Genomic DNA, 20,920 nt, shown 5'->3' with positions numbered 1-20,920 from the left:
TCCCGGATTCCCGCGGACACCGGCCCGCAAATCTGACGGAACCGAGGTCTGTGGCGCGGTGCCGAATTCGTGAGCACGGCGATGTCGATCGCGTGCCGGACGTAACGTGTTGTCTGTCCGAACTGATGTGGTATCGCCGCGTTGCGTGCACCCGATTCGTTTCAGCGAGGCGACGGGGATGCCCACGATCGCACCGTACATGGCGATTTCGGAGCGACGCCGACTCCGATTCGGTTCTGTAGCAGTTCCCATTCTGGAAACGGTATACTATCGCCACCTATAAATATTGATTGAATGGTCAGTTCCGGACTTGTGAGACCCTCTCATCCCCCGTTTCAGCCATTGTGCAGCGTCCGACAGTGAGAAGGTTGATAAGGGCTGACTGAATAGTCAGTCACAAGATGATCGAAGAACCGAGACGGAGTGGGTGGCGATGAGCCCGGTGCAGACCCGACGGCGATCGATCGGGGTATCGGCCCATCGACTCCGCGAACGACTCGCATTCAGTTCGAATAACACGGTCGGAGACGCGGCTCACGGGGACTGGCTCGACGAATGAGCTGGATCGACCGCTTCTCCGAGACGATCATGGCCCACAGTCGGGCCGTGATCGCCATCATGCTCGTTCTCACAGTCTTCATGGGCGCCGGTGCCGGCATGATCGAGCAGTCCTCGTCGCTCGACCAGTTCCAGAGCGATTCGACGGAAGCCCAGAAACTGAGCTACGTCGAGGAGAACTTCACGACCGGGCAGGAAAATACGACGTCAGCCCAAGTAATCGTCAAGGGTGAAAACGTCCTCTCCCAGGAGTCGATGGTCGAACAACTCCGATTGCAACAGTCGTTCCGAGAGAACGAGACGATCAATCGGACGCTCGTCGACGAACAGCCGACGGTCGGCGCGGCGAACCTCGTCGCGCTCGCGTCGCTCTCCGGGGGGCAACAGGCAGCCCAGGAGAACGGCACCAATCAACAGCAAGCGACCCAGGAGAACGACTCGAATCAACAACAGGCGGCCCAAGAGGCCCCCGCGTCGCCCACGCTGCAGGACCAGATCGACGCGCTCGAGTCGATGAACGCTACGGAGTACGAACGCGCACTCGGTGCCGTGCTGAGTGAGGATTCCGACGGCCAGATGAGCGGGCTGGCGTTCATGCCGACGAACTACGAGACTGGTTCGACGAGCGCGAACGCGACGATGCTGCTGGTCACGCACCAGTCCGAGGGCGACGGCGGTCAGGGCGGAACGGCATCCGACGCGCTCGTCGACGCACAGCTGGCGATGCAGTCCATCGCGAACGACAACGTCGAGGCGAGCGGATCGGAGGTCATCGTCTTCGGCGGCGGGATCATGGGCGAAGAGATCAACAACTCGATGGTCGATAGCCTCGCGATCGTCGGCCCGCTCGCGCTGTTGTTCGTCGTCGTCGCCCTGATCGTCGCGTACCGCGATGTGTTGGATATCCTGCTCGGCCTGTTCGGAATCGCCGCCGTCCTCGTCTGGACGTTTGGCTTCATGGGGTGGGCCGGGATCGACTTCAACCAGATGTTCATCGCGGTCCCGGTTTTGCTAATCGGGCTCTCTATCGACTACGCGATACACATATTCATGCGCCACCGCGAGCAGCGCCAGCACGGTGGTGCATACGGCAACGATGACGCTCGAGGATCGATGCGAGTGGCGCTGGCCGGCGTCGGCATCGCGCTCGTGCTGGTGACTGCGACGACGGCCATCGGATTCCTCTCGAACCTCACGAGCCCGGTCCCGCCGATTCAGGACTTCGGCGTCGTGAGCGCGGTCGGCATCACGGTCGCCCTGCTCGTGTTCGGCACCCTGGTTCCAGCGCTCAAGGCCGAACTCGACGAGTTCCTCGAGAACCGTGGCTACGATCGGAAAAAGCGCGCGTTCGGGACGGGCGGGGGCCGATTCAGTCAGGCGCTCTCGGTCGGCTCGACGGCAGCGCGACGGATCCCGATCGTCATCATCCTGATTGCAGCCCTTGTGAGCGCGGGCGGTGCGTACGGCGCGACGCAAGTCGACACCAGCTTCAATCAGGAGGACTTCATCGCGGAGGACCCGCCTGAATGGACGAAGAACCTCCCCGAGCCGTTCAAGCCCGGCGACTACTCGATGAAAGAGAACCTCGAGTTCGTCAACCAGAACTTCGTCCGGGAGGATTCCCAGGCGCAGATCCTCATCGAGGGCAACGTTACTGATCCTGAGACGTTACAGCGGGTCTCGGACGCCGAGAACGAGACCGCCGACAGCGACGTTGCCGTCACCCTCTCGAGTGGCGAGGCCGACGTCCAGAGTCCGCTCCGGACGATGCAACGGGTTGCCGCCGAGAACGAATCGTTCAACGCGACGTTCACCGCGGCCGATACGGACGGCGACGGAGTGCCCGATCGGAACCTCGAGCAGGTGTACGACGAACTGTTCGAGGTCGCCCCCGACGAAGCGGCCGCCGTCATTCATCGAACTGATGACGGTGAGGGATCCACGGTGGACGACTCGTCCACCGGTGGTGACTACGAGGCCGTTCGAATGGTCATCTCGACCAGCGGGACGGCCGCCATGAGCGACGTCACGACCGAAATGCGATCCATCGCGGACGGAATCGACGGCAGCGGGCTCGAGGCGACCGCGACCGGACAGACGATCCTGTTCGATATCGTGCAAAAGCAGCTGATGGACACGGTCATCCAGAGCCTGCTGATCACGCTCGTGGCCGTCTTCGCGTTCCTGATGGTCAGCTACCGGATCAGAGAAGGGAGTGCAACTCTCGGTGCGGTGACGCTACTTCCGGTCGTGTTCAGCGTCTCGTGGATTCTCGGGACGATGTACCTGCTCGAGATCCCGTTTAACGTCATGACGGGGATGATCACGAGCCTCACTGTCGGACTCGGCGTCGCCTACAGCATCCATATGAGCGAACGGTACAGCCTGGAACTGAAGCGGACGGGATCGGTCTGGGAAGCGATGTCCCGGACGGTCACCGGCACGGGCGGTGCGCTGCTCGGCAGCGCCGCAACGACCGTCGGCGGCTTCGGCGTCCTCGCGTTCGCCATCCTCCCACCGCTACAGCAGTTCGGGATCATTACCGGGCTGACGATCATCTACGCGTTCCTCGCGAGCGTGCTCGTCCTCCCGAGTCTGCTCGTCGTCTGGACGAAATATCTCGGCCCCGATGTCTCCTTCCAGGCGCCGAGTAGCGATTCGACCGCACCCGCAGCCAGCGACGGCGGGCGGATCGAGAAGTCCGAAACGGAACCCGCTCGTTCCAGCGACTCGGACGACTTGTAGACGCACCACAGACGCCGGTGGTATTTTTCGCTCGATCATACCGTGTACATCTGGGGCCCAGAGATGTGACGACCGGTACTCAGCGTTGAGGTCTTCGTGCGTGAGATCGGTGAGCACCCACCCGACGAAAGACTTCGACGGGTGTGTCCGTAGTAGCCGTTAGAACGTTCTACTCAGAAACTTGTACTGAACACAGTGAATCATCTCGACGAGATCTCTGTCGAGAAATTGCAAGATGCTCTCGACAACGTGAGAAGAAACCGACACAACGGCTAGTAGCGGCAATAGCGTACAAAAATGGCCTCACGCAGACCGCGCTAGTCGAGTGGTACGACGTTCAACGACGGCCGATCTACAGCTGGCTCAAACGACTCGACACCGACGAGTCGCTCGAGCAGGCAGTAACTGATACTCACTGATCTGAGAGAAAACAAAAAATGTCAGAAAAATCAAATTGGATTCGAGGAAGCTGTCCACGAATCACCCGAGGAGGTCGGTTTCGATACGACGATGTGGACGCCGGTGCTCGTCCAGCAATATCTCGACGACAGCTATGCCGTCGAATACTCGATTTCGAGTTGTCGGCGGCTGCTCAACCAAGCGGGATTGAGCTATCAAAAATCTCGCCTGGAAACCGCTGAATCTGATGTTGACGAGCGAGAACCTTTCGTGCGGAACCCGAAAAAAAAGCGGCGGGAAATGGACGCCACAGTAGTCTCTCTCGATCAAACCGAGAGATCCGTCCACGTCGAGCCGCGTACCGCGTCGTTTCCGTGCAGGTCGCGGCCATCTGTCGAATTTTTCGGGCAACGCGGCTGGATGCCTCTCTCGGGCGCGACCACCGGGGACGGTGATCACTTTTTTCTCTCGATCCGAGGTGTATGGTACTGCGGATTACTCAAAACATATCAGTTTTGAATTATACAACGGTACGAAGATAGCTCGGTCGTCATTCCGGAGGGAGCGCCGTCCGTCCTGGCATCGGTCGTCACTGTCCTCGAGGACCGTGACGACTCTGCATTCGCCACGTTTCCGGCGTATTCGCCGGAATCGAATCCAGTCGGGCGTGGTAACGATGGCTGCACCCCCTCTCAGGAATCGGTTCTCACATCCCCAGCGAGTTACTAACAGCGACTGTACCGCGCTTACTCAACTCTCAGTTCAAGAGTAAGCAATTACTTCTAACGTCTACTATAGATGGCGCGTCGTAGCGTTACGAGTCACTCAGCGGATAGACGGGATCGAGAGTACTGCGTCAAACGGTGTTCCGGTGCGCGTTTCGCCTACACTGCGTCTCGGTCCGGGGAACCGTCACCGTCGGAGCAGTAGCTTTTTTCCGAAACGAATTCCGTAACGGGTTCAGTTCAGTTCCGCAGCCGTAATCTGCGTATACTTGTCCGTGATTCCGGATGCGTCTTCGGGGAGCAGTGCGACGATGAGGTACGGTGCGTATTCCGAAAAGTAGTCGATGAGGTCGGCGATACGGTCCGAATCGATCGCCTCGAGGGAATCGAGTAGCATGAACGGGACGTGCTGATACACTTCGTGGACGAGATAGCCGGCAAGTGCGACTATGAGGCCGATGACTTCGCGTTCGCTTTCGCTCAGATTCGCGATCGTATCCTCGTATACGGATCCCGTGTCCGACTCTCGGACCAGGTGAAGGTCGAACGTCGAATCCGAGCCGTGACTCCCGCTTTCCGCTTCTTTTCTCTCGATCCAGACCCGGGAGATGTTTCGGTAGTTGAGGATGTCCAGCACTTCATCCATATGCTCGTTGAACTTCGAGACTGATTCGGACTCGAGTTCGGCCACCCGTCCGCGCTCGTAGTTGAGTTCCTGACGGATCTCGTTGAGTTGCTCTTGCAGCGTTGATTTGTCCGACAACGATTCGATCTCCTCGATTTCGTCTTCAACGGACGCTAGCTCCTGTTGGGTCTGACCCTGCTCGTACTGTAAGTCGCTTATTCGCTCGTACGTTTCCAACAGATCACTGTCGCGTAACTCTTCGGTGTCCGCTACGTTGGTCTCGAGTTCGCTGATCGTTTCGCGTACCGCCTCGGCTTCTTCCTCGAGAGACTCCTTTCGCTCCGCTTTCGCCTCGAGTTTCCGTTCGATGTCGTCGAGTTTCCGGTCGAGTTCGGTTCGTTCCTCGATCGCCGCTCGAATCGCTTCCTGTTCGTGCTCCAGTTCGGTGATCCGAGACTCGAGTTCGGTGGATTCGGTTCGCTTTTCCGTAACGACGTTCCGAAGGTTCTCCAGCCGATCGGCTATCGCCCCGCGTTCGGCCCGATTTCCGCAGGTCCAGCAGGTGACTTCCTGGTCCGATTCGGGGGCGAGTTCCGCGACCGGATCGTCGCTGGCCGATTCCTCGGGCAGATTCGAGATGCTGTCGGAGAGAATGTCCTCGTTGAATTCGACGATCGCGGAGAGGTCCGCGGCCGTATTTTCGAGGTCTCGTTTCCGATTTCTGACCGATCGGAGTTCCGCTTGAACGGTTTCCAGATCGGCCTGAGAGTGTTCGGGGAGTTCGTCGCGCTCAGTGCGGAGTTCCTCGGGCCGCTCCCGGAGGGCCTCGATTTCGGCCGTCACCAGATCTATCTGGTCCGTGAGTTCGCTTCGCTCTTTCCGCCGCTCGTCGAGTTTGTCGACCAAATCCTCGGCTTCCTCCGCCATTTCGGCGTCGGCCTCGTACTGGGTTACCTCCGATCGAAGTGACTCGATCTCCACCTCGAGCGACTCGAGTTCTGCCGTCAGCGTCTGGCGCTGTTCCTCGAGTGCAGGTAGCTGTTTCGAGCGCCGCTCGACGCGATCGACCGTGTCGGTGAGCTCGTCGCGCTCGCGTTGTAGGCGCTGGATCCGCTGTTCGATCTCGGTCGTATCTACCGGTCGCATGATGAGTTCGCGGAGGTCGTCACCGCGTTCGACCGCCAGACGGGCCGGATTGTTCTCGAGAAGGGAGATGAAGAGATCGATGAGTTCGCTGTTTTCCTCGTACGGTTCGCCCGTCACCTGAACGCCGGTTTCCGTGCGGTTGTACCGGCGTGAGTACTCCCGGTCACCAATAGTGAGCGTCACGTGGCCCTCGTCCGCGTCGCTCTTGAGGGTGGCGCTCGTTCCACCGAGAACGCCGGTAACCGCTCGAAGCAGACTCGTTCGATTGGTCGCGTTCCGTCCGGTGAGGAGATTGACCCCGCTCTGGAACTCGATAGCGGACGAATCGATTCCACCCATGTTTTCGGCCGCTAACTCGACTGGTACCTCGGCATGCGTGTTCTGTACGGTTCTATTCGAATGTTCCATTGTTCGTTGTATCACAGCTCACTCATTTATATCCATCGTGTGAGAAGTAGTTACGAAAACATTTTTGAACAGAAATCAGGTTTCTTTGATGGCGCCGTTCCGAGTGGGGTGGGAATCAAGCTGTAAACTCAGTGAGCGGCTGTTCCCCCCACGAACGACCGGTAAACACGAACTGACGGGTACGGCTAGCTGGTGAGCAGTCTCAGTCCGCACTCGCAAATCCGTCGCATGTGCCGAAAACGGAAGTCACGATAGCGTGGTGGGGAACGCTGGAGAGCTATCGGTGATCCAATGGGGTCGTTTCGTCGGCGGAGCAGGCACACGATCCGTACTCGAGTAACTCTCCGAATCGGTACGTCGAACCACAGTCGGAACACGTTATCTGAATCGTGACGGCGACTTCGGTATCACGAATCGAGACGATCCCTGCGCTGACGAGCCGCGAGATTGTCTGTTCGACGACTCGAGCGCATCTCGTTCGCGCCCATTCGATCGTATTTCGTGCTGATCCGGCCGTGATTTTCGTCGTCCGGGCCGTGTCGATCTGTAGGCAATCGTTGAGGTGGGAACGGACGGTGGGATGCGTGACCCAGTCGGACTCGATCTCTTCGATATCGATTCCGTTCTGTTCGAAGCGTTTTCGGACTCGCGCTTCGCGATCGGCCGGCACTGTGTCGCTCGTCAGCGTTTCATACACCGCTGAGAGGGCGTCGTCGGCGCTAACTGCCCCGTACGCGACGTCCGTTAGATCGGTCTCTACCTCGGCGAGCGCCGTCTCGAGGATCCGCTCGTTGATATACTCCGCGAGCGTCCGAAGGCTCGCATCCGCGACATCGCGTCGGTGCTGGAGTTCTCCGTTCAGTCCGTCGAGATCGTACCGATCGATGGCGCGACCGATTTTGCACGTGCACTGGTGTTCGTTCTCGACCGCGTCACTCATCATCGTTCCACCTCTGGTTCGACCGCATCACTCATTCCGGCTTCGCCTCCAGATACCTCCCGCGGCCGCCTGAACCCTGACGTGTCATCTTAGGTTGTTCATCGTATATCACGAAGAAAATCGTTTCCCTTCTGACGACTCACGCCCCGTTCACACAGTACCTGCTTTCCAGTAGTACTGTTGTAAATTACGTTGTCGGTAGCCGGCTCCGTGACGGTTCATACAGTGGGACGGAACTCACCGATCTATCCACCGCTGTCGACACTCGGTATGTGGCTTCGTTCCCAATCGGCTTTCCGACCCGACGAATGCGTCGAACGGACTATCGTCGCGGATCGGGCCACGAGACCGCACCGTGATTCCAGCCACTGTATCGCCGTCATAACTGACGGCTCGAGGAGCCAGAGGCAGTGATCGCTCGTGTCGTTCCGTTCGTACTTGATAATCGCGTTCGATACCCTTGAACGGCCTTTCCTTGGTGATTGATGACAATACACTTCCAGATGGTCGATACCTCAGTTCTCACCAATATTTTGGATGTGTGATAGTTGTCGTGGAATATCGTGTGATAGAGGGCTATGTAACGAATAGGGGCTCACGTTCCTGTCTACAGAACGGGATCGAAAACGGGGCCATTCGGAAAGCACCGTTGAGAAGCATATTTGACCCACGGGACTGGTACGGGAAAACTCGTGAGAACGAACTGTATGGTCGATCATGGAGGCTGCATTCCGACGCGGGACATCGTACTCAACTCCATGGGGGACAGGACCAACTTGCACGCACGTAGCCGTGTTCGACGCTCGCTCGAGGCAGCCGGTATCGACCCGGTGAAGCGACACGAACACGGCGAATCCACCGACGTGATTCTCTCCAATCGCCGAGGAAATCGACGCGGCTCTGTATACGGTCTCAGCAGTAACACGTAGAGTTTAGCATCACCGCGACAATGTCTCACCGATGGCAACCCACCCACTGGCAGACAACGGAGCGATCGTTACCGGTGCGAGCGCGGGAATCGGACGGGAAACGGCTCGCGCACTCGCAGCCGATGGTGCCGACGTCGCACTCGTCGCCCGTCGAGAGGATCGGTTGACGAAACTCGCGGCCGAAATCGAATCCGAGACCGACGCGTCAGCGCTCGTCTGTCCCGCAGATGTGAGCAACGAAGACGAGGTTGAGGCGGCCGTCGAGAAGACGGTCTCAGAGTTCGGCCGTCTCGACGTGCTGGTGAACAACGCGGGGATCGCGACCGATTCCGAGACGCCCGTCGAGGAGTTTCCGACCGACCAGTATCGGACCGTCATGGGGGTGAACGTCGACGGGATGTTCTACGCGGCCCGGGCAGCGATTCCGCACCTCCGTGAGACGAACGGAACGGCGATTTTCGTCGCGAGCTACGCAGGCAAGAATCCCAGTCCTGGCGCGCCGCTGTACGCGGCGACGAAGTGGTGGACCCGTGGATTCGCGAAGAGCCTCGCGGGACAGGTCGGGACGGACGACATCGCCGTCAGCATCGTCAACCCGTCGGAAGTCCGGACGGAGTTCGGCAAGGAGTTCCGAGAACGGATCTCGAAGGAACGCTACGAACAGGACGAAGTCACCGGGCCTCGAGCCGTCGCCGACGCGATCGCGTTCGCCGCGCGTCAGAAGACGCCCAACACGGTGAGCGAACTGGACCTGTACCGTCGCGACAAGTTTTCCGGCTAGCCCGTCCCGACGCGACAGCGGGATTCCGTTCTTTATCGAGGAACGATCGATAGCGCCGCATCGGTGAATCGAACGGCTGTAGACCGATCGGAACGGATTCGGGGATGAGACAGTGGGACCGGCCCGTAATTCGGACCACGGTGTGTTCTCCCGGAAACGAACGTCATGTCGAGTCAGTCCCTACTGCACTGATTCCGGCTGATTAGGCCGCTACACTCACTTGGTCCGCTTTTGTGAGTGGAAATGCTATCTGAAGGAGGAAATAGCGTGCTACCGTTTCACATCTTCGGGGGGTAGTTCGGTAATCAGTTCTAAACTCGAACCGAGTCGGATTAATACAATACTATTGGCACTGTTGCCACAATGCTACTATTGGCACTGTTGCATACTGCTCGACGTCGGCTTCTCGAGCCGAGCCAACGCTCACCGACTACATTACCCGTGACGTTGTCGCAGACGAGAGGGGGGTTCTACTCGTTTTAGAGTACTGTCGATCAGAATAGAGACCGTCCTGCTGCACCCTATTCAATGGTCGTACGCCGTTAGTCGCTCGATTTCGTCGCGCCCGTGGTCGTTTGCCACCAGTTCGTGCGATTGAGCGCCACGAGCAGTCCCGCTGTCAGCGCCATCCCACCGAACGCGAACGCCGCGAGCACGCCGAAGAACAGCGCCGTCGAGAACCCGCCGAGGATGAATCCACCGATCGCAATACTTACCGGACCGATACCGAACTTACCGACGTAGGTGTAGCCGTACGAGAGGCCTCGTGCACGTGCGGGTGTGTGGACCGCCACTGCATCTTGGTAGAGGGGTTGGGTGGCGAAGAGGAAGAACCCGAGTAGGATACAGTAGAGGACGATGGGCACTAGCCCCATCGACATGATCGGCACAAACGCGAGCGCGAGGACGCAGAGGACGGCGAAAATGGCTATCAGCCCGCGCTCCGATCGGATACGGTCGGTGAGCTTACCGCCGACGTACTGACCGGCCATTCCGACGACGAGCAGACTGACGTAGATGTAATCGCCGGGCGAGATTCCCTCGAGGTTGGTCGAAAGCGTGATATCGCCGATCGCGGGAAGACCGTGAAGGATTTCCGGCAGGTAAGTGAGCATTCCGCGATAGTAGAGCCCTTCGACGGCGATGATGGCGAAGACGACGGCGAACGCGCTCGTGAACAACACTCGCGAGTTCGTCAGGAATTCGCCCAACGACAGGGCGTCGTTTGCCTCGGCGTCCGCCTCGCTTTCGGCGGCGGTCGAATCGAAGTCGGCCTGGAGCCCGTACGCGGCCGCGACGAACCCCGGAACAGCGAGGATTGCGGCGACGAGTTGCCACTGATCGACGAGGAACAACAGCGTCGCCGCGGCGAACGGGCCGAGGGCGATACCGGCGTTGCCGGCGATCCCGTGCCAGGCGAAGACGGTCCCGCGCTCCTCGACGCCGGTGCTAATGAGTGCGAGTCCGGCGGGGTGGTACACGCTCGCGGTGACGCCCCAGCAGATGAGTCCGATCGCGACTGCGTAAATCGACATCGAGAGAGCGAGCACGAGAAACGAGGCGCTCATACCGACGAGACAGAGCAGGATCAACCGTTTCGGACCGTATCGGTCGACGAGGACGCCGGCGGGAAGTGCGCCCAACCCGAACAGGGCGTATCCGAACGCGACGATGACGCCGGCCAGTGCAACCGAAACGTCGAACTCCGCGAGCCAGACGACGAGAAAGATCGGAATCGACGTCTCGAACCAGTGGACCAGCGAATGGCCTGCCATCGTGAAGCCGGCGATCGACCGATCGTTTGTGTTGAGTCCCATGAGTACGTGGTTATCTTGTCGAACGGGACGCCACGGGGTCACTTATTGATTGTGAAACGTGTGACAGCCGATCGGATAGACTATCGTCTTACGTCTAGCTGACCCACTATTCGGCTACATATTTTCCAATCAAATGCGCGTCCGCCGTCGCCCTCTTCGGTCGAACGCCCGCTGAAACGACTGTTCCGTTCGCCCACTGCAGTCAGTTCGGTCGTCGAACTGGACGAGGGGACCCGGCTGCTCGCACCGATCGACGAGTCCGACGACGCACTCGAGATTGGGGATCGAATCTGCATTGAGCCGACCGAGTACGACGCTGACTACGACCGGGGGTGGCTCGAGGAGTATCCGTTCTTCGAAGCGAGACTCCTCGAGGAGTGATCGACGCTCCGCTCGAGAGCGACTCGCGGTGATCGAACCGGCTGGGAGTGTTCGAACCGTTGTCTCGCTCACGGTGGTCGCGCGTCTCTATCGCCGAGCCGAACTAAAAATCTACGCTGAACCGGTGTTCGGTCCCTAGTCCCTGGTGGTTCCGATGGAGTCGGTTCCGTATCGTCCGCCGACGCGCTCGAGGATCGGTTTTCGGAGCTGAATCGCTATCATCCCGAAGATAACGGCGACGCAGCCGAGACGCACCATGTCGTCCGGGTAGACCATCGCGAGAACGCCGAGGACGAAGAAGACGGTTTTGACGGGGAATTTGATGAACGGACTCTCGTGGAAGAACGTCCCGTAGTAGTTGAGGCCGTGAGAAATTCCCAGTGCACCGGCCAGTGCGATGAGTCCCGAGAATAACGTGTCGATACCGAACCCACCGACGACGAGTTCGGGGTTGTAGATGAACGCGAACGGAAGGACGTAGATCGGTGCGGAGATCTTCATGGCTTCGTGGGCCGTCCGCCAGAAGTTACTCTCCGCGATTCCCGTCGCGACGACGACCGCGATCGCGATCGGCGGCGTCAGTCCCGACAGAATCGCAGCGTACAGCACGAAGAAGTGTGCTGCAAGGTCCGGAACGAAGAACTGCTGGACCAGCGCCGGTGCGATCAGCGCCGCGACGATGACGTACGCGGCGACCGTCGGCATCCCCATCCCCAAAACGATCGAAATGACCATCGCGAGGATAACCGCGGTCAACATGACGCCGCCGGAAAGGTCTAGCAGGGCCAGCGAGAGAATTCCCGGAATCCCTGATGCGGTGAAGACGTCGACGACGCCGTTGATGGCGGCGATAATGATCGCGATCGGTGCGAGGATCATCGCCCCTTCTCTGAAGCCGAACGCCGCGTCGCCGAGTAGACTGACGAACTCGGCCCCGAGGTCGCCACCCTCCGTCGCTGTCTGGACCAGCGGGAACCCGAAGCCGGTGATGAACATCGCGATGATCGTGTACAGCGCGGCCGTGAGCACCGTATACTGAAGGACGCCGAGGATGTACACCAGGATGGCGAACGGAATGCCAAACCGGAGACACTGGATAATGAACTCCTTTTGCGACATCTCTTCCTCGAACTGGCTCTCGACGTTGATCTTGGTCGTCTGTCCGCGGAGCTGGCCGATCCCCTTGTAGTGGACGGCGATGGTGACGGAACCATAGAAGATCATCGCGGGAACGATTCCGGCGATGATCACGTCGAGGTAGGTGATTCCGAGTAGCGAGGCCATCACGAACGCGGCCGCGCCCATGATCGGGGGCATGATCTGCCCGCCGGTCGAGGCGACGGATTCGATCCCTCCGGCGGTCTCGCCTTTCATTCCCGTCTCCTTCATCAGCGGGATCGTGAACGAACCGGTGATCGCCGTGTTCGCAGCCTGACTGCCGGTAATCGAGCCGATGATGATGCTCGAGGTCACCGCGGAGAGGGCGACGCCCGATCGGACGTAGTTAGCGGATCGGAGGCCGATTCGCATGATGAGGTCGAACGCGCCGAAGCCACGCATCAGCCCTGCGTATAGCAAGAATAGGGCGACCCAGGTCGCGATAATTCTCGAGATAGAGCCGTAGACCCCCTGGAAGTCGAGCACCATGATGCTCATCATCCGTTCGACGCTGAATCCCGCGTGGCGCAGAATTCCCGGTGCGAGGTTCCCGTAGAGTCCGTAGAGGATCACGCCCACGATTACGGCCAGAAACGTGAGTCCGTAGGCTCGGTACGACAGGTACAGGATGACGAGGAAGAACGCGATGGCGATTGCGTACTCGTAGCCAAACGCCGTACCGACGCGCACACGCAACAGCTCCCTGTAGTTCACGATCAAGTACACCGTCGTTCCGGCGGTGATGAACGCGGAGAGAGTCAGACCGGCCAACCCCAGTTTGTCACCGTCCTCATACGCTTCGATGAGTTCGTTTCCAAGATAGACGAGCATGACCGATCCAAGAAACGTGACAGTGAATAGAATTCGCTGGATTCCTTGCGTGAACGCGAAGTACAGGATCCAGACCCAGGTCAGGATAGCGAGTCCGGTCACTACGTCGTTGGCGATCTCTAGTCGGTTTTTGTCTGCTGTTGAATAAACCATGTATGGCGGTGACGGGTTCTGCAGGTGTTATTCGTCGCCGCGAGTCCAGCTGTCGTCCCAGACGTCGTTCTCTTCGTACCAGTCCGCGGCTCCCGGGTGGATCGGGATCTCATCGGTGTGGACCAGCGCGAACGTGAAGTTCGACGGATCGGACCAGTCGAGGATCGTCGGATTCGCCTCCTGCATCGACTCGTAGTTGTTGTGGCAGATCTCCATCAGGTCGTAGACGGCATCCGCGGAGATGTCCGGACTGAAGTAGTACGGGTAGGTCTCCGTCCACGTGTGCTTCGGGAAGTCACCGCCCTGAACGTCCTGCTCCCAGCCGCCGATCTCGTCGACTTCTTCGTAGCCAGCGCCTGCGAAGTCCTGTGCTGCTTGCACGTAATCGTCGGTCATCTCGATCGCCCGAACGGAGACGCGCGAGTCGATCTCCGTCGCCCACGAAGGCAGTTGGGTGTAGTTCGAGGTGTACACGATGAATGCCTCGGCCCGCCCTTCGTCGAGTGCGCTGGCCGCTTGGCTCGTCTCCACGTTGACGACGTTCTCTTCGAGGCCTTCCCAGAGACCCGCTTCGCCGTACATCTCTTCGGTCATCGCACGGAGTCCCCAGCTAGCGGGGAGACAGTAGACGTCCCTCCCGGCGAGGTCGTCGGTAGTCTGGATATCGCTGTCCTCCAGTGCCATCCAGTAAAGGTTCAGCGAGAGGTGACCAAATCCTAACTGTGGAAACTCCGAAACGGGCTCATCGGAGAACGGACCCGTCTCCGTGAGCGCCTGGTTCATGATGTAGTTTCCCGCGGAGTAGGAGTTGATCTCCCCGTCAGCGTACAGTCGGATTGATTGGGGGTCACCGCCCGCGTCCTGCGTAATGAAATTCAGGTAGTCCGATTCCTGACTCACTACCCGCTGAATCGCCTGCGAGTTACCGTACGTCGACGAACCGGATGACGACGAACCGACTGTCAGATCGACCTGATCCCCACCGTCGCCACCGAGACAGCCGGCGATCGAAATCGCCCCGATTCCAGCAGTTCCCCGTAGTACGTCCCTGCGTGTCTGTCTGTCATTCCCAAACATCGTTATGCATTATAACGCTTATATTATTTAAAGCTTCTCTCCCACTCCCACCGTGTTCAGTATCAGTCACGAGAAACTAGATAAAAGCCCATAATTACTATTTCATTCGGACAAGGTGTAAATACGACTGAACAGAGCGAACACCGTGAAATTCCGATACTGGCACCGGTCTCTGGATCGAAAACTGTCGTTACTCGAGATCGCTGGGAGCCCTAGAGCTTTCTTTCTTAGCGTGGTATATGTGGGTGAGTATGACACGGAATCTGCGCGCGCTCGCTGAACCGCTTTCGTCTCGATGGAGGCCCGTCCAATGACAATTGCAACGCCGTCCGCGTTCCTCGAGCGTCACGACGAAGCCGTCCTCGATGACCTGCGCTCGTTGCTCGCCCAGCCGTCGATCAGTGCGACCGGCGAGGGGATCGACGACTGCGCGACACTGGTCCGGCAGTCCTGCCTCGAGTACGGGTTCGACGAAGCGGAGATCGTCGAGACACCGGGACGACCGGCCATCATCGCCCACGCGTTCGCCGATGGAGAAGCGAGCGAGGATGAATCAACCGTGTTGCTCTACGGTCACTACGATGTCCAGCCGGCAACCGCCACGGAATGGGAATCGCCGCCGTTCGAACCGACCCTGCGCGACGGGCCCGACGGCGAGCCGCGCCTCTACGCGCGCGGTGCCGGGGACAACAAGGGACAGTGGTTCGCGCACCTCTGTGCGGTTCGCGCGCTCCGTGAGACCACGGGCGTACCGACCGATGTGACACTGCTTATCGAAGGCGAAGAAGAAAGCGGGAGCGAACACCTCGAGTGGCTCGTGCGCGACCGACGCGATGAACTCGACGCAGACGTCGCGTTCGTGGCGGACGGGCCGATCGACGAGTCGGGACGCCCGCACGTGTTGCTCGGCTCGCGCGGATTGCTCTACGTCGATATCGAAGCGACGGGTGCGAACCGGGATCTCCATTCGGGGAATTTCGGGGGCCCGGTCCCCAACCCCGCGACCGCGGTCGTCGAACTGCTCGCATCCCTCCGTGACGAAACCGGCCGAATCGCGCTCGAGGGGTTTCACGACGACGTGCGTCCGCTGACCGATCGCGACCGAGAGATACTCGAGGCGATCCCGGTCGACGAGGAGGCGGTGAAAGCCGATCTCGGACTCTCCGCGCTCGCGACGGACACGGACGACGAATACGTCGAGCGGTTGCTCTGCCGCCCGAACCTGAACGTCGCCGGGTTGGACGCCGGCTACGACGGCGAAGGCATGAAGACCGTGTTACCGTCACGCGCTCGAGCGAAGATCGACTTCCGCCTGGTTGCCGATCAGGATCCCGATGACGTCTTCGACTCCCTCTCGCGCCACGTCGAGGAGCGAGCACCAGCGGGCATCGACGTGACGCTCTCGCGCGTCGCGGCGATGGCCCCCCAGCGGACGTCGGCGGACAGTCCGGTCGTCGAGCCGACGATGCGAGCCGTCCGGGAGGGGTGGAACGCGGATCCCATTCTCAAGCCCTCGCTCGGCGGCTCGGTGCCGACGTACGTCTTTGCCGACAATCTCGACGTCCCGTGTCTGGTCGTTCCGTACGCCAATGCTGACGAGAACAATCATGCCCCCGACGAGAACATCGCGCTCGCGTGTTTCCGCGCGGGCGCTCGAACGACCGTCGCGCTGCTCGAGGAGCTGTCCAACGCGGATCTCGAGTAATCCGGGGTCAGCGCGTCCGCCGGTGGACGTGCGAAAACGATCGTCGAGCGGGTTCGACCTGCGAGGTCGACCGTCGACCCGTCAGATGTTCGATCGACCGAGCCCCCCGTCGATGGGGACGGTGATCCCGTTGATATACGCCGATTCCGGCGAGCAGAGGAACGCGACCGTATTCCCGAGCTCCATCGGTCGGCCGATCCGTCCCAGCGGGTTCGCACTCCCCTTCGCCTCGAGTCCCTCCTCGTAGGAGTCGAACTCCCCGCGCTCGACGGACTGTTCGATCAGGTCGCTGATCCGCTCGGTCTCGATCGGGCCGGGAAGCACGCTGTTGAAGCGTACCTCCGGTGCGAGTTCCCGCGAGAGGGTCTTTTCGAGGCCGATGACGCCCATTCGAACCGAGTTCGAGAGGACGAGCGAGTCGATGGCTTCCTTCACGCTCCGGGAGGTGATGTGGACGACGTTGCCCCCGTCGCCCGCGCGCAATTCGTCGGCCGCTTCACGGACCAGCCGCACGACGCTCATGACGAGCAGGTCGTATGCGTGGTACCAGTCCTCGTCGGTCGTCTCGAGGAACGGACCGCTCGCGGGGCCGCCCGCGGACGTTACGAGATGATCGATCCCGCCGAACTCGTCGACCGTCCTCGAGACGAGGGCCGAAATATCGTCCGGGTCGGTCAGATCGCCCGGCTGCACGACGACGCGGCCGTCGGCGACCGCCGAAATCTCCTCGCGGGCCGCCTCGAGCCGGTCCTCGTCGCGGCCGTTGAGTACGACGTTTGCACCCTCTCGTGCGAGCGCTTTTGCCGAGGCTTTCCCGAGACCGCTACTCGATGCCGTGACGAGTGCCGCGTCACCGTCTAGTTGCAAGTCCATAGTGATGTGGTATCACTACCCACATACATATCTACTGCGGTAGCCGTGCCGATTCGGTGCTGTACGGTGGTATACCAACGCTTTAGTCCAGACCCGACAATCCATTCACATGGACACGACGCCAGACCTCGACCAGTTCACCTCGCGGCGATCGACGGTGTACGCCACCCGCGGCGTCGTCGCCACGAGCCAGCCCCTCGCTGCGGCGGCCGGTGTCGCAACGTTGCGGGACGGCGGCAACGCGTTCGACGCGGCGGTTTCGACCGCCGCAGCGTTAAACGTCGTCGAACCGACCTCGACCGGCCTCGGCGGGGACGTGTTCGCGCTCTATCGAACCGCCGACGGCGAGATCGGCGCGCTTCGAAGCTGCGGGGGCGCACCGTCGTCGGCGACGCTCGATGACGTTCGCCGGCAGGTCGCCGACGAGGCGGACGTCGATCCCAACGACGCTATGATGCCCGAGTACGGCCCGCTGACGGTGACCGTCCCCGGAACGGCTCGCGGCTGGGAGCGGACCGTCGAGGAACTCGGCGAACTGAGCCTCGAGCGCGCGCTCGAGTCGGCGATCGAGTACGCGACCGAAGGGTTCCCAGTCTCGGAGATCATCGCCCAGCAGTGGGCCGAGGCGGCCGACGTTCTGCGCGGGGCCGACGCGCGGGCGGCGTACCTCCCCGACGGTCGCGCGCCGACCGTCGGCGAGCGCGTCCGCCTCCCCCGGCTCGGTGAGACGATGCAGCGTATCGCCGACGAGGGCGCAGACGTCGTCTACGAAGGCGACATCGCGGACGAGATAGTCTCCGAAGTCCGATCGCGCGGCGGGTTCCTCTCGCACGACGACCTTGCGTCGTTCGAGCCGGAGTTCGTCGATCCCATCAGCACGACCTACGGCGGCGCGGAGATCTACGAGCTCCCGCCGAACAATCAGGGGCTCGTCGCCCTCGAGGCGCTCAACGTCGCCGAGGCGCTCGAGGCGGGCGAGCAGCCACCCGACTCGCCCGAACGGATCCACCTCGCCGCCGAGGCGACCAAGCGCGCCCTGACCGACGGTCTCCACCACGTCACCGATCCCGAGTTCGCGGACGTTCCGACGCTCGCATCGAAATCCTACGCAAGCGATCGTTCCGCGGAGATCGGTTCGAACGCCACGGACGACGTTGCGGTCGGCGTTCCGAACGACCGCGCCGAAGACGCTGACACCGTGTTGCTGACGGTCGCCGACGAGGCGGGAAACGTCGTCTCCTACATCAACTCCCGGTTCAAGGACTTCGGCAGCGGCGTCGTCGCCGGCGACACCGGCATCGCCCTGCAGAACCGGGGGAGTTCGTTCTCTCTCGACCCCGAACATCCGAACCGCTTCGAGCCCGGAAAGCGACCGTTCCATACGCTTATCCCCGGCCTCGCGCGGTTCGACGAGGACGACTGGGCCGCGTTCGGCGTCATGGGCGGCTACATGCAACCGCAGGGCCACCTCCAGGTACTGATGAACCTCATCGACGACGGGATGTCGATTCAGGCGGCGCTCGACTTCCCGCGCTGGCGGTACCAGATGAACGGTCAGCTGGCCGTCGAAGGGCGCTTCGACGGCTCGGTGCTGACGAAACTCGCCCGACGCGGCCACGACGTTCGCGTCATGCCGCCGCCGCACTTCGGCGGCGGCCAGATCACGCGCAACGCCAACGACGTGCTCTCCGGCGGAACCGATCCGCGAAAGGACGGGGCTGCGATCGGGTTTTAACCTCCATAAGTTATCTCCTTCCGCCACTCAAGGGTTTCAGGAGTGTCAACCAGTAGCGGGTGATCTCGGGACGTTCAAATCGCCGGCCATCCCGGTCAACTTCGGTTCGCTCGAGACCGATGCGGAGGGGCCACCGCCGCGCCTCGGTGAACACACCGACGAGGTGCTGGCGGAACTCGGGTACGACGAGGCCGAGCGCGAGCGGCTTCGCAAGAACGACATCGTCTGACTTCGGCCCGCTGGGCTGTGAGGGACGGATCGCCGGCGCTCCGGCGCGACCTATTTCGGCCTGACCAGTTTCGGCCCGATCAGCGTCGGTCCTGCCGGTTTCGGCGTCCCTCGTTCCGGCGTCGCCGCTAGACGATCGTGACTGGCCGATCGGCGTTGAGAATAACGTCCTGAGTGACGCTTCCGAACACCGCCTTGCCGACCGGCGACCGCTTCCGACCCGGGATCACGATGGTATCGGCGTCGACCTCCTCGGCATATTCGGCGATCTCGTCGCCGGGGTCGCCGTGCCGGCGAACGAGATCCGCCTCGATACCCGCCTCGGCGAACTGCTCTCGGATGCGTTCGACCGAGTCGGGGAACTCGCTTTCGTCGTAGAGGTCCTCGGAGCGGACGTTTCCGCCGTCGTCGACCGCTTTGAATTCCTTGAACACGTTCACGACCGTGACGGAGAGTTCCTCGGAGTCGACGCCGAGACCCGACTCGTCGCAGAGATCGGCGACGAACTGGACGGCGGCCGCCGATCGCGTCCCCTCTTTGTCGATCGGGATGACGATGTGGTACATAGACTCTCCCTATGATTGGGGGCCCAGCCATATAATCGTACTCGCAGCGCCGGGAGCGTCGGCGGCTGTGGCGCCGCCGATCGCGGCGTCACGGATCGCGGGTCGACGACTCGGAATCGTCGGCCGTCTCGGGCGGGTCGCTCGCGGCTCGATAGACCTCGAGTTGATCGAGGAGACGCTGGTCGCGCTCGGCGGTCACCTCGTCGCGGTCCGTCGCCGACCAGTCGTAGACGCCACGGCCGGCCTTGCGGCCAACGCGACCCTCATCGACGAGTTCCGTGAGCACGGCCGGCGGCTCCGGTCGCGAGTCGATCTCGTCGAGCAACTCGGAGAGGACCGTGTGGTGAACGTCGAGCCCCGAGTGATCGCCCTTCTCGAGGACGCCGAGCGTCGGGAGCCGGAAGCCGAACGTCCCCTTGACCGCACGGTCGATGTCCTCGGCGCTGGCGACGCCGGCCTCGAGCAGTGCCCACGCCTCGCGGGCCATCGCCGACTGGATCCGGTTTGCGATGAATCCCGGCACGTCCTGCTCGACGACGACGGGATCCTTGCCGATTGACTCGAGGAAGCCCGCAGCGGCGTCGACGGTTTCGTCGGCGGTGTGCTCGCCGTAGACGACCTCGACGACCGGCACGATGTGGGCCGGGTGAAACCAGTGGGTTCCGCAGAACCGCTCGGGACGGTCAAGCGTCGACGCGAGTTCCGTGATCGACAGCGAGGACGTGTTCGTCGCGATCGTCGCATCGGACGCCGCGTGGCGTTCGATCTCCTCGTAGACGGTCGCTTTCACCTCGTGGTCCTCGGTCACCGCTTCGATGATCAGGGGCGCGTTCCCGACTGCAGCTGGCAGTTCGATCGCGTACGTGACGCGATCGCGGACGGCCGAGACGTCAGTCGTGTCCCCCAGACCGCGGTTGACGACTGTCCCGACGGTCGATCGGATCTCGTTCTCCGCGTCCGCCAGCGCGTCCTCGTCGACGTCGAACAGCGTGACGGGCCGGCCGCCGACCGCGCTGGCCACGGCGATGTTCCGACCCATCGTTCCGGCACCGATGATCGCGGGACGGGACGCTATCTCCCGATCCGTTGACGGCTGGTCGTCCATGGTGGACCGTCTCTGGGATGTCCATTAACGCTTTC

At 61.2% G+C, this 20,920-nt stretch carries 12 protein-coding genes and 1 pseudogene; 5 read left to right on the top strand and 8 right to left on the bottom strand.

Going from position 1 to position 20,920, the window contains the following annotated elements; all coding sequences use genetic code 11:
• Positions 1-555 precede the first annotated feature (555 nt).
• Both CP556_RS23130 and CP556_RS23125 read left to right on the top strand, forming a co-directional pair.
• Complete coding sequence (locus CP556_RS23130) at positions 556-3,303, top strand: efflux RND transporter permease subunit (protein ID WP_098727957.1); 2,748 nt, start codon at positions 556-558, stop codon at positions 3,301-3,303.
• Between the two features lie 195 nt (positions 3,304-3,498).
• Positions 3,499-4,488 (top strand): annotated as a pseudogene (locus CP556_RS23125) (winged helix-turn-helix domain-containing protein).
• 174 nt (positions 4,489-4,662) lie between these two features.
• Here CP556_RS23125 and CP556_RS23120 read toward each other — a convergent pair.
• Together CP556_RS23120 and rdfA are read right to left on the bottom strand one after the other, a co-directional pair.
• Positions 4,663-6,537, bottom strand: a complete 1,875-nt coding sequence (locus tag CP556_RS23120) for an archaea-specific SMC-related protein (RefSeq protein ID WP_141551751.1) — start codon at positions 6,535-6,537, stop codon at positions 4,663-4,665.
• 346 nt (positions 6,538-6,883) lie between these two features.
• Positions 6,884-7,546, bottom strand: coding sequence for a rod-determining factor RdfA (rdfA, locus tag CP556_RS23115; protein WP_098727955.1), 663 nt, complete (start codon positions 7,544-7,546; stop codon positions 6,884-6,886).
• 960 nt (positions 7,547-8,506) lie between these two features.
• Between rdfA and CP556_RS23110 the strand changes: the two genes are divergently transcribed.
• Positions 8,507-9,256: an SDR family oxidoreductase gene (locus CP556_RS23110; protein ID WP_098727954.1), complete on the top strand. Its 750-nt coding sequence runs from the start codon at positions 8,507-8,509 to the stop codon at positions 9,254-9,256.
• Positions 9,257-9,798: 542 nt separating this feature from the next.
• Here the strand turns inward: CP556_RS23110 and CP556_RS23105 are convergent.
• The 3 genes from CP556_RS23105 to CP556_RS23090 all read right to left on the bottom strand — a co-directional run bounded on the left by CP556_RS23105 (position 9,799) and on the right by CP556_RS23090 (position 14,673).
• A complete protein-coding gene (locus tag CP556_RS23105; RefSeq protein ID WP_098727953.1) occupies positions 9,799-11,073 on the bottom strand; it encodes an MFS transporter in 1,275 nt (424 codons plus the stop codon).
• 516 nt (positions 11,074-11,589) lie between these two features.
• Complete coding sequence (locus CP556_RS23095) at positions 11,590-13,596, bottom strand: TRAP transporter permease (RefSeq protein ID WP_098727951.1); 2,007 nt, start codon at positions 13,594-13,596, stop codon at positions 11,590-11,592.
• A gap of 27 nt (positions 13,597-13,623) precedes the next feature.
• Positions 13,624-14,673 (bottom strand): TAXI family TRAP transporter solute-binding subunit, encoded by a 1,050-nt coding sequence (locus CP556_RS23090; protein WP_098727950.1) that lies wholly within the window; start codon positions 14,671-14,673, stop codon positions 13,624-13,626.
• Positions 14,674-14,983: 310 nt separating this feature from the next.
• On the opposite strand from CP556_RS23090, the gene CP556_RS23085 reads away from it, so the two are divergent.
• Entirely contained in the window at positions 14,984-16,378 is a 1,395-nt protein-coding gene (locus CP556_RS23085; protein WP_098727949.1) for a M20/M25/M40 family metallo-hydrolase, read from the top strand.
• An 81-nt stretch (positions 16,379-16,459) separates the two neighbouring features.
• Here CP556_RS23085 and CP556_RS23080 read toward each other — a convergent pair whose 3' ends face one another.
• Positions 16,460-17,251, bottom strand: coding sequence for an SDR family oxidoreductase (locus CP556_RS23080; RefSeq protein WP_098727948.1), 792 nt, complete (start codon positions 17,249-17,251; stop codon positions 16,460-16,462).
• 109 nt (positions 17,252-17,360) lie between these two features.
• Between CP556_RS23080 and CP556_RS23075 the strand changes: the two genes are divergently transcribed.
• The gene (locus tag CP556_RS23075) at positions 17,361-18,986 is read left to right on the top strand and encodes a gamma-glutamyltransferase family protein (RefSeq protein WP_098727947.1); all 1,626 of its coding nucleotides are present in this window, start codon (positions 17,361-17,363) and stop codon (positions 18,984-18,986) included.
• Positions 18,987-19,342: 356 nt separating this feature from the next.
• Here CP556_RS23075 and CP556_RS23070 read toward each other — a convergent pair whose 3' ends face one another.
• Both CP556_RS23070 and CP556_RS23065 read right to left on the bottom strand, forming a co-directional pair.
• Positions 19,343-19,780, bottom strand: coding sequence for a universal stress protein (locus CP556_RS23070; RefSeq protein ID WP_098727946.1), 438 nt, complete (start codon positions 19,778-19,780; stop codon positions 19,343-19,345).
• An 88-nt stretch (positions 19,781-19,868) separates the two neighbouring features.
• Entirely contained in the window at positions 19,869-20,885 is a 1,017-nt protein-coding gene (locus tag CP556_RS23065) for a 3-hydroxyacyl-CoA dehydrogenase family protein (RefSeq protein WP_098727945.1), read from the bottom strand.
• Positions 20,886-20,920 lie beyond the last annotated feature (35 nt).

This window comes from Natrinema sp. CBA1119 (assembly GCF_002572525.1).
In the GTDB taxonomy this organism is placed as follows: domain Archaea; phylum Halobacteriota; class Halobacteria; order Halobacteriales; family Natrialbaceae; genus Natrinema.
This window is presented reverse-complemented; position numbering and strand designations above follow the sequence as displayed.

Bases quoted from the DNA above. Each gene is read 5' to 3' on its own strand.
- CP556_RS23070 (WP_098727946.1), bottom strand. From the start codon at position 19,780: ATGTACCACATCGTCATCCCGATCGACAAAGAGGGGACGCGATCGGCG.
- CP556_RS23130 (WP_098727957.1), top strand. From the start codon at position 556: ATGAGCTGGATCGACCGCTTCTCCGAGACGATCATGGCCCACAGTCGG.
- CP556_RS23110 (WP_098727954.1), top strand. From the start codon at position 8,507: ATGGCAACCCACCCACTGGCAGACAACGGAGCGATCGTTACCGGTGCG.
- CP556_RS23105 (WP_098727953.1), bottom strand. From the start codon at position 11,073: ATGGGACTCAACACAAACGATCGGTCGATCGCCGGCTTCACGATGGCA.
- rdfA (WP_098727955.1), bottom strand. From the start codon at position 7,546: ATGAGTGACGCGGTCGAGAACGAACACCAGTGCACGTGCAAAATCGGT.
- CP556_RS23090 (WP_098727950.1), bottom strand. From the start codon at position 14,673: ATGTTTGGGAATGACAGACAGACACGCAGGGACGTACTACGGGGAACT.
- CP556_RS23065 (WP_098727945.1), bottom strand. From the start codon at position 20,885: ATGGACGACCAGCCGTCAACGGATCGGGAGATAGCGTCCCGTCCCGCG.
- CP556_RS23075 (WP_098727947.1), top strand. From the start codon at position 17,361: ATGGACACGACGCCAGACCTCGACCAGTTCACCTCGCGGCGATCGACG.
- CP556_RS23080 (WP_098727948.1), bottom strand. From the start codon at position 17,251: ATGGACTTGCAACTAGACGGTGACGCGGCACTCGTCACGGCATCGAGT.
- CP556_RS23120 (WP_141551751.1), bottom strand. From the start codon at position 6,537: ATGGGTGGAATCGATTCGTCCGCTATCGAGTTCCAGAGCGGGGTCAAT.
- CP556_RS23085 (WP_098727949.1), top strand. From the start codon at position 14,984: ATGACAATTGCAACGCCGTCCGCGTTCCTCGAGCGTCACGACGAAGCC.
- CP556_RS23095 (WP_098727951.1), bottom strand. From the start codon at position 13,596: ATGGTTTATTCAACAGCAGACAAAAACCGACTAGAGATCGCCAACGAC.